This window comes from Mesorhizobium maamorense (genome assembly GCF_044998965.1).
Classification (GTDB): domain Bacteria; phylum Pseudomonadota; class Alphaproteobacteria; order Rhizobiales; family Rhizobiaceae; genus Mesorhizobium.
Genome location: NZ_CP173356.1, coordinates 3,946,781 through 3,960,202, shown reverse-complemented (window position 1 = coordinate 3,960,202; position 13,422 = coordinate 3,946,781). Strand labels below are relative to the sequence as shown.

At 63.1% G+C, this 13,422-nt stretch carries 11 protein-coding genes and 2 pseudogenes; 7 read left to right on the top strand and 6 right to left on the bottom strand.

Annotated features, from left to right (window positions below; genetic code table 11):
- Positions 1 to 124: 124 nt before the first annotated feature.
- The 3 genes from ACIU1A_RS19860 to ACIU1A_RS19850 are packed head-to-tail and all read left to right on the top strand — an operon-like array spanning position 125 to position 3,352.
- A complete protein-coding gene (locus tag ACIU1A_RS19860; RefSeq protein WP_140513467.1) occupies positions 125 to 1,309 on the top strand; it encodes an ABC transporter substrate-binding protein in 1,185 nt (394 codons plus the stop codon).
- A 7-nt stretch (positions 1,310 to 1,316) separates the two neighbouring features.
- On the top strand, positions 1,317 to 2,339 hold the full coding sequence (locus ACIU1A_RS19855; RefSeq protein WP_140525302.1) for a Gfo/Idh/MocA family protein: 1,023 nt from the start codon (positions 1,317 to 1,319) through the stop codon (positions 2,337 to 2,339).
- Positions 2,336 to 3,352: a Gfo/Idh/MocA family protein gene (locus ACIU1A_RS19850; protein WP_404925070.1), complete on the top strand. Its 1,017-nt coding sequence runs from the start codon at positions 2,336 to 2,338 to the stop codon at positions 3,350 to 3,352. The genes ACIU1A_RS19855 and ACIU1A_RS19850 overlap by 4 nt, the downstream gene beginning before the upstream one ends.
- Positions 3,353 to 3,440: 88 nt before the next feature.
- On the opposite strand, the gene ACIU1A_RS19845 is transcribed toward ACIU1A_RS19850, so the two are convergent.
- The 6 genes and pseudogenes from ACIU1A_RS19845 to uxaC all read right to left on the bottom strand — a co-directional run bounded on the left by ACIU1A_RS19845 (position 3,441) and on the right by uxaC (position 9,249).
- A complete protein-coding gene (locus ACIU1A_RS19845) occupies positions 3,441 to 4,286 on the bottom strand; it encodes an ABC transporter permease (RefSeq protein ID WP_140498468.1) in 846 nt (281 codons plus the stop codon).
- 1 nt (position 4,287) lies between these two features.
- Positions 4,288 to 5,184, bottom strand: coding sequence for an ABC transporter permease (locus ACIU1A_RS19840; protein WP_140525304.1), 897 nt, complete (start codon positions 5,182 to 5,184; stop codon positions 4,288 to 4,290).
- A gap of 8 nt (positions 5,185 to 5,192) precedes the next feature.
- Positions 5,193 to 6,260: an ABC transporter ATP-binding protein gene (locus tag ACIU1A_RS19835; RefSeq protein WP_140567262.1), complete on the bottom strand. Its 1,068-nt coding sequence runs from the start codon at positions 6,258 to 6,260 to the stop codon at positions 5,193 to 5,195.
- A 77-nt stretch (positions 6,261 to 6,337) separates the two neighbouring features.
- A complete protein-coding gene (locus tag ACIU1A_RS19830) occupies positions 6,338 to 7,513 on the bottom strand; it encodes an extracellular solute-binding protein (protein WP_140658163.1) in 1,176 nt (391 codons plus the stop codon).
- A 158-nt stretch (positions 7,514 to 7,671) separates the two neighbouring features.
- Positions 7,672 to 7,845: a hypothetical protein gene (locus ACIU1A_RS19825; protein WP_181167349.1), complete on the bottom strand. Its 174-nt coding sequence runs from the start codon at positions 7,843 to 7,845 to the stop codon at positions 7,672 to 7,674.
- A 2-nt stretch (positions 7,846 to 7,847) separates the two neighbouring features.
- A pseudogene (gene uxaC / locus ACIU1A_RS19820) lies at positions 7,848 to 9,249 on the bottom strand (glucuronate isomerase).
- Positions 9,250 to 9,478: 229 nt separating this feature from the next.
- On the opposite strand from uxaC, the pseudogene ACIU1A_RS19815 reads away from it, so the two are divergent.
- The 4 genes and pseudogenes from ACIU1A_RS19815 to ACIU1A_RS19800 all read left to right on the top strand — a co-directional run bounded on the left by ACIU1A_RS19815 (position 9,479) and on the right by ACIU1A_RS19800 (position 13,403).
- Positions 9,479 to 10,154, top strand: a pseudogene (locus tag ACIU1A_RS19815) (GntR family transcriptional regulator).
- A 35-nt stretch (positions 10,155 to 10,189) separates the two neighbouring features.
- Complete coding sequence (gene uxuA / locus ACIU1A_RS19810) at positions 10,190 to 11,374, top strand: mannonate dehydratase (protein ID WP_404925069.1); 1,185 nt, start codon at positions 10,190 to 10,192, stop codon at positions 11,372 to 11,374.
- 212 nt (positions 11,375 to 11,586) lie between these two features.
- Positions 11,587 to 12,639, top strand: a complete 1,053-nt coding sequence (locus ACIU1A_RS19805) for a LacI family DNA-binding transcriptional regulator (RefSeq protein WP_404925068.1) — start codon at positions 11,587 to 11,589, stop codon at positions 12,637 to 12,639.
- Between the two features lie 2 nt (positions 12,640 to 12,641).
- The gene (locus ACIU1A_RS19800) at positions 12,642 to 13,403 is read left to right on the top strand and encodes a glucosamine-6-phosphate deaminase (RefSeq protein WP_140498550.1); all 762 of its coding nucleotides are present in this window, start codon (positions 12,642 to 12,644) and stop codon (positions 13,401 to 13,403) included.
- Positions 13,404 to 13,422: the final 19 nt, after the last annotated feature.

The window sequence follows — 13,422 nt, the reverse complement described above, 5'->3', positions numbered from 1 at the left end:
GCGCAGCGGGGCGTCATTTGTGTTGCATTCAATACTAATAGACTAATATATCATTCGTCTGGGAGAGCCGGGATGAAAGTGCGGAGATGCCGCTCTTTCAAGGAGATAAATGAGGAGGACGACGATGTTCACGATTTCACGCCGCCAGGCGCTTGGCGGATTGGCTGGGTTTGCAGCGCTGCCCTTTGGCAGGTCATTCGCCGACGAGCTTGCTCTGCCCACTTCGCCGGTGGCGCTCAACATCATTGATGTCGCGGGCAATCTGCAGCTTACCCAGGCGGCAATCGAGAAATTCGGCAAGGAAAATCCGGGGCTCGTCTCCAAGATCACGTTCTCGCGCGCGCCGTCCCCCGAACTGCCGGCCAAGCTCGCCGCGCAGCAGGCGGCCAACCGGGTCGACATCGACCTGGTGCTGACGGGGCCGGGTGCCATGTCGGACGGCATCACCCAGGGCCTGTGGATCGACGTGTGGACGAAATACCCCACTGTGCTGCCCAAGGCTGAGGACGTCTATCTCGACAGCGCCTTGATGATGCAGAAGAACTTCGGCCAGAACGAAGGCGTCGCCGTCGTCTATTCGCCGTCGGGCCCACTCTTCGAATATGCGCCGGACAGGGTCAAGACCATCCCCAGGAACACCGACGAACTGCTGGCGTGGGTGAAGGCCAATCCCGGCAAATTCTGCTATGCGCGGCCGGTCAATTCGGGACCGGGCTGGACCTTCCTGATGGCCATGCCCTACATCCTCGGCGACAAGAATCCTTCCGATCCCATCAATGGCTGGGAGAAGACCTGGGCCTATCTGAAGGCGCTGGATGAAGGCATCGATTACTATCCCTCCGGCACCACGGTGACGATGAAGGAGCTGGCCGAGGGCACCCGCGACATGATCGTTTCCACCTTCGGCTGGGACATCAACCCGCGTGTGTTGGGCATCGTGCCGAAGGAGATCGAGACGTTTGCGCTCGAAGGCACGCATTGGGTGCCCGATACGCAGTTCATGTGCATTCCCAAGGGCGTCGCGGAGGAAAAGGTCGCGGTTCTGGTCAAGCTCATGGCCTTCATGCTCGAACCCGCGCAGCAGGCCTATACCTACGACAAGGGCTATTTCTATCCCGGTCCGGCGGTCAAGGGGGTACCACTCAGCGCCGCGCCGCAGGAAAGCCAGGACGCCATCGCAGAGTTCGGCCGCCCACAATATGAAGAGCTGATCAGGAAGTTCCCGGTCGAAGCGCCGTTAAAGCCGGAAGCACTGGTCGCCGCCTTCGAGAAATGGGACCGCGAGGTCGGTGCCAACAAGATGAAATAGCGGACCAATGCGATTTGCCGTGATCGGCATCGATCATCGTCACGTCTATGACCTGATCGGTGGGCTTCTGGATGCCGGCGCCGAGTGCGCCGGCTACGATCCCGCGACGACCGATCCCAAGGTTGCCGCCGGCATCGCCGAGCGTTTTCCACGGATCGCGCCGGTCGAACGACGGCGCCTGATCGAGGATCCCGCCATCGACCTCGTCGTTACCGCGGCTGTCCCCTCCGACCGGGCCGCCATTGCCGTCGAGGCCATGTGGCATGGCAAGGACGTGCTTGCGGACAAGCCCGGCCTGACCACGTTCGAGCAGCTTGCCGCCGTGCGGCAGACCGTGCGTGAGACGGGACGCATCTTTTCGATCTGCTTTTCGGAGCGCCTCCTGACCCGAGCCTCGACGCTGGCGACGCAACTGGCGATGGACGGCGCCATCGGCGAGGTCATCCATGTGACGGGCCTGGGGCCGCACCGGCTCAACCGTGCGCTACGCCCGGCGTGGTTTTTCGATCCCGTGAATTACGGCGGCATCCTGGTCGATATCGCCTCGCACCAAATTGATCAGTTCCTGTTCTATACTGGCTGCGCCGACGCGAATGTCGTTTCAAGTGCGGTCGGCCATTTTGGCGCTCCTGACATTCCGGCATTCCAGGATTTTGGCGACATCCTCCTGCGGGGAGACAAAGCGAGCGGCTATATCCGCGTCGACTGGTTCACCGCCGATGGGCTGCCGACCTGGGGGGATGGACGGCTCGTCCTGCTCGGCACCAAGGGCACGATCGAGCTTAGGAAATATGTCGACATAGCCGGCAAACCTGGCACGGACCACGTATTTCTCGTCGATGGCCAAGGCACGCGCCATTTCGATGCGTCGGGTGAAAAGATATCCTATTTCGAGCGCCTGCTTGCCGATGTGCGCGAGCGTACCGAAACGGCGATGACGCAGGAGCATGTCTTCACGGTCTGCCGGCTGGCGCTCGAGGCGCAGGCGGCGGCGGTCGTCGTGACGGGGCAGGAAAGGAACGCGCGATGAGCAGGCTACGTGTCGCCATGATCGGCTTGGGTCCGGCGGCGTTGCCGCATGCGAAGAGCCTCGTCGATCTTGCTGGCAGGATCGAGGTGAAATGGGCGGCCAGCCGCAGCCAGGCGACGGCAGAAGCCTTTGCCGACCAGTTTTCCTTTCCCGTGACGACCGATATTGCGGCCGCGATTGCCGATCCCGAGGTTCAGGCGGTAATGGTGCTGACGCCGGCCAACGCGCATCTGGCGGTGGCCGAGCTGGCCCTTGCCGCCGGCAAGCACGTGCTCGTCGAAAAGCCACTCGAAACGACGCTGGCCCGCGCCGAGAAGCTGGTCACGCTGGCCCGCGGGGCCGGCCTGCGCCTCGGCGTCGTCCTGCAGCACCGTTTCCGGCCGGCCAGCCTGCGGCTGCGCCAGGTGCTGGCTTCCGGCGCCATCGGCACGGTGGAGGCGGCCAGCCTTCGGGTTCCGTGGTGGCGGCCGCAGGCCTACTACGACACCGGCGGCCGCGGCAGCTTCGCGCGGGACGGGGGCGGCGTGCTGTTGTCGCAGGCCATCCACGCCATCGACCTTTTCCGCTCTCTGCTGGGAGAGATCGAGGTGGTGGCTTCGCAGGTGCGGACGACCGGCCTGCACCGGATGGAGGCTGAGGATTACGTCACCGCCCTGATGCGGCTCGGCAACGGCTCGCCGGCCTCGCTGCTCGCCACGACGGCGGCCTATCCGGGCTCGCCTGAAACCATGGAGCTTGTCGGCTCGCTCGGCACGGCCACGCTGACCGGCGGTGCGCTGAGCGTCGGCTGGCTCGACGGGCGCGAAGAGCGCGTCGAGGCGGAGGGGAAGACAGGCAGCGGCGCAGCCATCATGGACTTCTCCCATGACGCGCATCGTGCGCTGATTGACGATTTCGCCGATGCGATTTCGCAAGACCGCGATCCGGTCGTGACGGGTGAGGAGGCGCTCCAGACACAGCGCTTGATCGCAGCTCTCATCCGTGCGGATCCGGCCAGCAACCAACCCGTATAAGAGCGCTTCCTTCGAACCTCGAACGCTCCAGGATTCCTGGAGAGAGTGGCTTTCCGCCGCCATCATGCGGCGGAAAGAAAAGCCTGTTTCAGGCGGAGGCGGGCTGCTGCTTTGCCCGCGCTACAATCTGCGTCGGATTGACGAAGCGCAATGCGATCAGCAGCCAGACCAGCGTCGTTATCATATACACCACCGCCATCGCGTCGATCGACTGCACCGCGCGAACGCCCGAGGCGAAGACCGAATAGTACAGCGCCACGACGAGCGTCTGGCTGGTCGGCCCGGCTGTCAGGAAGGTCAGTTCGAACATGCCGATGGTACGCACCAGCACCAGCAGCAGCGCCGCCAAGATGCCCGGCATCAGCATCGGCAGCAGAACATGGAGAAAGAGCTGGAACGTGTTGGCGCCGAAGACACGCGCGGCCGCCTCGATCTTGGGATCGATCTGCTCGATGAAGGGGATCATCACCAGGATGACGAAAGGAACCGTCGGCACGAGATTGGCCAGCACCACGCCCCAGAAGGTGCCACCGACCCCCGATTGGTAGAGCACGGTAGCCAGCGGAATGCCGAAGGTGATCGGCGGGACCAGAAGCGGCAGCAGGAACAGAAGCATGACCAGCTTCTTGCCGGGAAAATCGCGCCGCGCCAGCGCATAGGCCGCCGTCACGCCGAGCAGGCCTGAAAGCGCGACCACGGTGAAGGCGATCTGGAAGGTTACGATCAGGATATCGTGGAGCTGGAATTCCGCCCAGGCGGCGAAATACCAGCGGGTGGTGAAGCCGGCAGGAATCCATGTGCCCAGCCAGCGCGTGCCGAAGGACGACAGGATGACCGTGGCAATCATCGCCGCGAGGTTGAGTACGAAGAAACCCACCACCACCCAGATGGCGGTGATCCAGAGCTTGGCAGCGATGGTTGTGTCGCGGATCATGTCAGCCCTTTCCGCCTGCGGTGCTGCCACGATAGAACAGGTTGCGCAGCATCAGGATGGCGACGACGATGACCAACTGCACACCGGCCATGATCATCGCGATTGCCGAGGCCATCGAGTAGTCATATTGCTCGAAGGCGGCCTGGTAGGCTGCAATCGAGATGACCCGGGTCGGCCCGGCCGGCGCACCGAGCAGAACCGCCGACGGAAAGACGGCGAAGGCCTGTACGAATGAAAGCAGGAAGGCGATGGCCAGGCCGGGGATCAGCAGCGGCAGGAACACATAGCGGAACCGCTGCCAGGAGCGCGCGCCGTGGGTCGCCGCTGCCTGTTCCAGTGCCGGATCGATGCCTGTCACATAGGAAAGCGTCAAAAGGAACGTGAACGGGAAACCGGTGATGATCAGCGACGCGAAAACACCCCAGTAATTGTTGGTGAGTTTCACGGGACTGCTGATGACGCCGAACAACATCAGCGTGCGGCTGAACCAACCCTGCGGTCCCAGATAGTTGAGCAGGCCTTCCGCCACCAGCACCGTGCCGAGCGTTACCGGCAGCACGAGGATGGTGGTCAGCATACGCTGGTGCGTCATCAGGCGAACGCGAAAGGCGATGGGCAGCGCCAGCGCCAGGCTGATAACGGTGACCGGCACCGCCAGCCACAGCGTTGTGGCAATGGTGTTGTAAAGGAACGGGTCGGAGAAGAAACGCTGGTAGTTGGCGAGGAGCCCCCCTTCCTTCGGCTGGAAGGACAGGAGCAGGCCGTAGACAAAGGGATAGACGAAGATCGCCAGCGTAAACAAGGCGGCCGGAAGCACCAGAAGGGTGACGCCGTCGATCCCGTGCAAGGCCAGCCGCTGGCGCAGGGAAGGAGAGGGCGTATGATCGAGCGTCGACATCGCCGTCCTCAGGCCGCGTAGATCAGGGCGTGGGCAGAATCGATCAAGAGCGAAACCGTGTTCCCGACCGACGCGGCCTGGCTGGCATGGAAGATCAGCTCGAGGCCGCCCTCGGTGCGTGCCGTGCCGACGAATTCCCGGCCGCGATACTCGATGGTTTCGACCTTCGCATCAAGCGTCCCGATGCCCTTGTCGCTCACGGTGACATCGTCCGGCCTGGCGGCGATCACGGCTTGCGCGCCAACCGCGAGATCGTCGCGCAGCCTGCCCGAAAGGCTGACGCGGCCGACTTCGACCATGGCAATGTCGCCGTCGCGCCGGGTGACCTTGCCGGTTAGCCGGTTGCGGTAACCCATGAATTCGGCGACGTCGAGATGATCCGGGCTCTCATAGAGGTCCCGCGGAGCGCCGACCTGCCGGATTCGGCCATCGCGCAGCACGACTATGCGGTCGGCAAGCGACAAGGCCTCGTCCTGGTCATGCGTCACATAAAGGGTGGTGGCCCCGAGCTGGTTGTGGATGCGCCGGATTTCCGCACGCATCTCGATGCGCAATTTCGCGTCGAGGTTGGAGAGCGGCTCGTCCATCAGCACCAGCGGCGGCTCGATGACGATGGCGCGGGCGATGGCCACCCGCTGCTGCTGACCGCCTGACAGTTGACCCGGCAGCTTGTGGCCCTGCGTTTCCAGCCGCACCAGCCCCAGCGCCTCGTCGACGCGTTGCGTGATCTCGGCCTTGGGCGTGCCGCGCATCTTCAGGCCGAAGCCGATATTGGCTTTGACGGTCATATGCGGGAACAGCGCATAGTTCTGGAAGACCATGCCGAAGCCGCGGTCTTCCGGCTTAAGCTGGTCGATGCGCTTGTCGTCGAGATAGATGCTGCCGCCCGTGGTGGAAAGCAGTCCGGCGATGCAGTTCAGTGCGGTCGACTTGCCGCAGCCCGAAGGTCCGAGCAGGGCGATGAATTCCCCCTTGCGCACGGTCAGCGAAACGTCACTCAGCGCGCTCATACTGCCGAATTTTCGACTCATATGATCGAGGCGGAGTTCGTCGAATTTCGACGAGGCGAGCAGCATCCGTTCGTAGCCCCATTGTTGTAGGCGAACCGGGCGGCATGCCCGGTTCCTATTATGCGCTGACAATCAAAGGTTTGTCATTTCGCGGTGGCGGCGACCTGTTCGTCCCAGATTCGGAATGCCGTGACCATCGAAGCTGGCTCCAGCGGCAGTTCGATCGGGTTGTTGGCGATCAGGTCGGCATATTCGGTGCGGCCGAATTCGGCGATCGCATCCTGGCTTTCCTGCGGCGCCATGTCGAGGGTGACATCCTTGACCGCCGGGCCCGGATAGAAATAGCCCTCGTCATAGGTATAGGCCTGCTGCTTAGGCGTCAGCAGGAATGCCATCAGGTCCTTGAGCACGGCCAGTTTTTCGTCGCTGACCCCTTTCGGCACGCACATGTAATGGGCGTCGGCGACCCAATGGAAGCCTTTCAGCGCCCCAACCTTGGCTTCCTTCGGCACGACGCCGAGAACGCGCGGGTTGATGTCCCAGCCAGTCGTCGACACCGTCATGTCGCGCGTGCCTTCGCCGAGTTCCTTCATCAGCGCACCGGTGCCGGTCGGATAATATTCGATGTATTTGTGCAGTTCCTTAAGATAGGCCCAGGTCTTGTCCCAGCCCTTGACCGGATCCTTCGGATCGCTGTCGCCGAGCAGATAGGGGAGGCCCATCAGGAAGGTACGGCCGGGGCCGGAATTGGCCGGGCGCGCATAGAGGAACCGGTTCGGGTTCTCCTTGGCCCACGCCAGAAGCTCCTCCGCCGTGGTCGGCACTGTCTTGACCTTGTCGGGCATGTATTCGAGCAGCGGCCCGGACGGGTAGTAGGTGACGACGACGCCGTGGTCCTTGGCCAGCGTCTGCATGCGCGCTGCCGGCTCCTGATAGATATCGGCCAGCTTCGGCAAGGCGCCCGAATCGTCAGGAAGCAGCTTGACCCACAGGTCCATCTCGAGGCCTGCCGACAGCGCATCCGTTCCGGTAAGCACGAGGTCGATATCGACGCGGTTCGCCGCCTGCTGCGCCTTGATCTTGCCGGGAAGCTCGGGGGCGGGCGCCTTGGTGAAGACGATGTTCGAGATCAGTTCCGGCTTGGCCGTCTTGTAATTCTCGATCGCCTTCTGGGTTAGCGCCAGATTGCCGGCGACATCGACGATATTGATGGTGACGGGCGCGGTCGGCAGCTTGGCGGTCTGGGCAAACGCGCGCGCAACCGGAAGCGCCGCCATGCCGGCTAATCCGCCGACCGCCTGTCGCCGAGTGATCTTGATCATCTTCATCTCCTCCGCTGGTCCTGTCTTGTCCGGCAGGATTTCAATTTTGATATATTAATCTACCAGTCATCAAAAACAACCGCTTTCTGCTCCGTGCATGAACCGCTGCGCCAATCATGCCACGGTGGCTGCGGCGCCGTCGTTCAAAAGATCGGTCAATACGGTTCCCAGGCTTGCGAAATGGGCTCGGCCGGGAGATCGGTGCCGAGGACCTGCTTCAGCCGCAGGAAGACGGCGGCCAGTTGGGCAGCCAAGCCGATCTTTGCGGTCCGCGCGCCCGATCCCGGCCGGCAGGTCACCCAGGTCCGATTGGAAAGCCGCTGCGCCATGGTCAGAGCCTATAGGCTTTCTTGGCCAGGCGGTAGGCGAGATCGTGCGCCACTTCCTGCGCCTCGTCCTCGTCGAGCCGGTGGTCAGCCACCAATTCCGCGAGAAAATTGCAGTCGACGCGGCGCGCCATGTCGTGCCGCGCGGGGATCGAACAGAAGGCACGGGTGTCGTCGTTGAAGCCCACCGTGTTATAGAAGCCGGCTGTCTCCGTGGTAAGCTTGCGAAACCGGTACATGCCTTCGGGGCTGTCGAAAAACCACCAGGGCGGGCCGAGGCGCAGCGCCGGATAATGCCCGGCAAGCGGCGCAAGCTCGCGCCCATAGGCCGTCTCGTCCAGTGTGAACAGGATCAATGTCAGGCGCGTGTCGTTGCCGAACGCGTCGAGGAGCGGCTTGAGGTCGTGGACATAATCGGTGCCGGTGGGAATGTCTGCGCCCTTGTCGAAGCCGAACTCGGCGAAAATCTGCGGGTTGTGGTTGCGGAAAGAGCCGGGATGGATTTGCATGACCAGGCCGTCCTCGACGCTCATGCGCGCCATTTCGGTCAGCATTTGTGCGCGGAACAGGTCCGCATCCTCGGGCGAGACATCGGCCTTCAGCACCCGGTCGAACAGAGCCGTTGCTTCCGCCTTCGACAGGTCGGCGGTGCGGGCATTCGGATGGCCGTGGTCGGTGGACGTCGCGCCGCGCTGCTTGAAATATGCACGGCGGATTCGGTGCGCCTCAAGATAGCCGGGATAGCTGGCCGGCGTTCCGGCCAACGCCAGGAACCGCTCCACCTCGGCATGGAAACCCTTGCGCGAAGGGTCGACGACGGCGTCTGGCCGGTAGGCTGGCACAACCCGGGCGTCCCATCCGGAAGCCTTGATCGCATCATGCGCGGCAAGCGCATCGGTGGCGGCGTCCGTCGTTGAGATGGCTTCGATGTTGAAACGCTTGTAGAGCGCGCGCGGGCGCATCTCCGGCCGCTCGAGCTGTTCGGCGATGCGGTCATAAAGAAGGTCGGCATTCTTCGCGCCGAGCCGCTCTTCGATTCCGAAGACCGTTGCCAGCGAATGCTCGAACCACAGCCGTGTCGGCGTGCCGCGGAAAAGGGCGTAGTTCTCGGCGAAGCGGCGCCAGATCTTGCGGGGATCGGTTTCGATCGGGCCCCCATCCAGTCGTGGGACGCCGAAATCTTCCATGCGCATTCCCTGGGAATAGAACATGCGCAAAATGTAGTGGTCGGGCTTGACGAACAGCGTGGCCGGATCCGGGAATGGCAGGTCATACGCATACCAATCCGGCTCGGTATGGCCATGCGGGGAGATGATCGGCAAGGCACGCACGCCTTCATAGAGGCGCCTGGCGATGGAACGGACGGTAGGGTCAGGCGAAAAAAAGCCTGTCGGGATGGAGCGGCATTGCAAAATCCTTGCGGTCGAGCCGCGAAAGCGGCGTTCGGAAGGGAGGGGCGATTGAATGCGCGCGATCATAATTTGGGATGAAGCGGCGTTCCGATATTGGCGAACAGTAAGGAATAATATATTAATATGTCAACTGATTGAAGATCGGGGATCGAGAAATGACATCAGCAAAGGCGCATGCGGGCATTGCGGGCTCCGACCGCGACGCCGCCCCCGTTCGAACGAAGATGCGTCGGCCGGGCATCGTGCGTACGACGGCTGCGTCCGCAGTATACCGCGAACTGCACGAGGCGATCGTATCCATGCAGCTTAAGCCCGGCAACGCCTTGAATGAAAAGGTGCTGACCGAGCGTTTCGGTGTCAGCCGCACGCCGGTGCGCGAGGCGTTGATTCGCCTGGTCGAAGACGGGCTGGTCAATATCTATCCTCAGTCGGGAACCTTCGTCGCGCCGATACCGATCTCGCTCATTCCCGAAGCCGTCGTCATCCGTAAGGCGCTGGAAGGCGCCACGGTCGAAAAGGCCGCGCAATGCGCAAACGGCAACGATGTGGGAAAGCTCGACGACATATTGGCGCGGCAGCGGTTCCTTGCCGAACGACAGGACATGAACGGCTTTCACGAGGCCGACGAGGCCTTTCACGAGGCGATTGCCCGAATAGCCAGCTATTCCGGCATCTGGAACTATCTGAAGCCGGTCAAGGTGCAGATCGACCGGGCGCGACGCATGACGCTGCCCGCGCTCGGCCGCATGGACCATGTGATTGGCGAGCATACGGTCATCCGCAACGCTATAGCGGCGCATGACGTTAAGGCTGCCTGCGAGGCCATGCAGAATCCATCTGGGCGCTGTCATTCCCGATGTCGAGCAACTGCGCGACGCCTACCCCGACTGGTTTATTTGAGCCGACCAGCCCTGAAATAGTTGGAGAAATGACGAATGCGCGAGGCATGGAGATGGTTTGGGCCGGATGCGGGGGTTCCGCTGGATGCCGTGCGTCAGGCCGGCGCCACCGATATCGTATCGGCGTTGCACGAAGTCCCGATCGGGCGTGCTTGGACGAAGGCGGAGGTGGCGACGCGCAAGGCGATGATCGAGGATACGCCGTCCGACCGCTCGCCGCTTGTCTGGTCGGTCGTTGAAAGCATACCGGTCCCCGACGCTGTCAAGCGCCACGGCGGCGAGGCGAAAGCCGAGATCGAGGCCTGGATCGCCAGCATGGAAGCGGTTGCGGCCAACGGCATCCATATCATCTGTTTCAATTTCATGCCCCTGGTGGACTGGACCCGCACCGATCTCGATTACGAACTGCCAAGCGGCGCGACCGCGATGCGTTTCGACCAGGACCGGTTTGCAGCCTTCGACCTCCACATCCTGCAGCGCAGGGGAGCCGAAGCCGATTATTCGAACGAGGACCGCGAGCGGGCGAAAGCTGTTTTCGAGGCGATGAGCGAAGAGGAGGCCGCGACCCTCGTCGCCAACATCGCCAGTGCGCTGCCGGGCTCGACCACGGAGCCGTTGACGGTCCCGCAGTTTCGCGACCGGCTGGCGCGTTATGCTGGCATCGATGCCGCCCGGCTGCGCCACCATCTCACCGAATTCCTGGCGGCGATCGCGCCCGCCGCAGAGAGCAGCGGCGTCCGGCTTGCGCTGCATCCGGACGATCCGCCCCGCTCGCTCTTTGGTCTGCCGCGGGTGGCCTCGACCGCCGCCGACTACAACGCGCTCTTCGAGGCAGTTCCGTCGCCGGCCGTCGGCATGTGCTTTTGCACCGGAAGCCTTGGCGTGCGCGCCGACAACGATCTTCCGGCGATGGCGAAGCACTTCGCGTCGCGCATCCCCTTCGCACATTTGCGGGCGACCAAGCGCGAAGGCGATGGCCGCACCTTCCATGAAGCGGCGCATCTGGACGGCGACGTGGACATGGTTGCCGTACTGCGCGAATTGTTGGCCGAAGACGGCAAACGCGAACCGCACGAAACCATAGTCTTCCGCTCCGACCACGGCCACCGCATGCTGGATGATCTCACAAAAAAGGTGAATCCCGGCTATCCGGCGATAGGTCGCCTGCGCGGTCTGGCGGAACTGCGCGGCGTGATCCACGCGCTCCAGTCGAAGGGTTGACGGCGCGGCAATGCCCTACCGTGATCGGCGCGGCTTCGGTCCGCCTGCGCCGATCCTGCCCTATCCCTGACGTCGGTCGGCATTAGGTCGGTTTCCGCCTGTGGAGGAGTGCCTCGGGGGACAGCCCGACTATCCGACCTGTTCTAGGCCAATCAATCCTTGACACGACTTCGTGCAAGCGCTTTCATGCAAGCGCTTGCATAGGGGCGCGCATGCCTGACCGAAAGCGGAACAATTCATCTTCAACACCGACGCTGAGCGAGGTGGCGGACGCTGCCAACGTCTCTTCGGCTACCGTTTCGCGTGCTTTCAGCCGGCCGGAACTTCTCAGTCGCGAGACGGTCGCGCGGGTTCACTCGGTCGCCGCGCGGCTCGGCTATGTCCCCAATCATGCCGCGCGCGCACTAAGCACCGGCCGGATGGGCAACATCGCGCTAATCGTGCCCGATATCACCAACCCGTTCTTCGCGGCGATGATGCGTGGGGGGCAGGCGACGGCCCGCGAATGTGGCTATGCGACGTTTATCGGCGATTCTGACGAGACGCCGGAAGTGGAAGACATTCTCCTGACCAAGCTGTCGGCGCAGGTAGAAGGTTTCATTGTCGCCTCTTCGCGCCTGCACACGAAACAGATCCTTGAACATGCGCGGAAGCGGCCTTGCGTCCTCGTCAACCGCGACATTCCCGGCATGGTACGGCTTCTGGTCGATAGCGGGCCAAGCTATGGGCAAGCGCTGGAGCATCTGGTTTCGCTGGGCCATAGATCGATCGCCTATGTTGCCGGGCCGGCATTCTCCTGGTCGAACAGCCAGCGCTACGGCACCGTGACCAAGAGAGCCGCCGAGCTTGGGGTCGAGATCGTACGGGTTCCGACCTCGCGGCCAAGCTTCGAGGCCGGCCAGGCCTGCGTCGATGAACTCGTCCTGACGGGCGCGACCGCCGTACTCGCATTCGACGATGTCATGGCGCAAGGCATCATGGCCGGGCTTGCCGCGCGCGGCCTGTCGGTGCCGGGCGACTACAGCGTGATCGGCTGCGACGGCATACTGGCGCCAACCCTTTTCCCGCCCCTGACGTCCATCGCAACTCATTGCGCGGAGGCCGGCAGGCAGGCGGTCGAGCTTCTCGTCGCTATGCTGCAAGGCAAGCCGCTCGCTCACAAGCGCATCAATCTCGTCACCGAATTCGTCATCAGGGCGACAACCCAGGCCCCGTGCTCGCAGCGAGCCACGGCGGGGCTCGATCGACTTACAACCACGGAGTGATCATGCGAATTTACGTGAAACCGGACAAAAAGCTGCTGGGCGCCGCTGCCGCTGAACTGGGGGCGCAGTCGATCCGCGCCGCGATCGAGGCGCGCGGGGCGGCCAATATCGTCGTCGCCACCGGAGCCAGCCAGTTCGAGGTACTTGCCGCGCTGGTGGAGCGGGATGACATCGACTGGTCGCGCGTCACCGGCTTTCACCTCGATGAATATGTCGCCATGCCGGATACGCATCCGGCCAGTTTTCGGCGCTATCTCAAGGAGCGCTTCACCGCGTTGCTGCCGTCGCTCGGGGCCTTTCATTTCATCGACGGGGACGTGCCGGATCCAGGTGCCGAGGTGGCGCGCATCAATGCGTTGATTGCGCGTCACCCCATCGATGTGACCTTCGCGGGCATCGGCGAGAACGGCCACCTCGCCTTCAACGATCCGCCCGCGGACTTCGAGACGACCGCACCGTTTCACCTGGTAACGCTGGACGACCGCTGCCGCCGCCAGCAGTTCGGCGAAGGCTGGTTTCCGACGCTGGAAGACGTTCCGCACAGGGCGATCTCCATGACCGTCAACCAGATCATGAAAAGCGGTCTGATCGTGCTGGCGGTGCCGGACCGCCGCAAGGCCGAGGCGGTGCGCGATACGGTCGAAGCGCCGATCTCGCCGATGGTGCCGGCCGGTATCTTGCGCAGGCATGCCGACTGCCACCTGTTTCTCGATCCGCAATCGGCTGCTCTGCTTCGCGAAGTGCCGGACACCGTGGGCGAATAACCGTCCACGCAACCTAGAA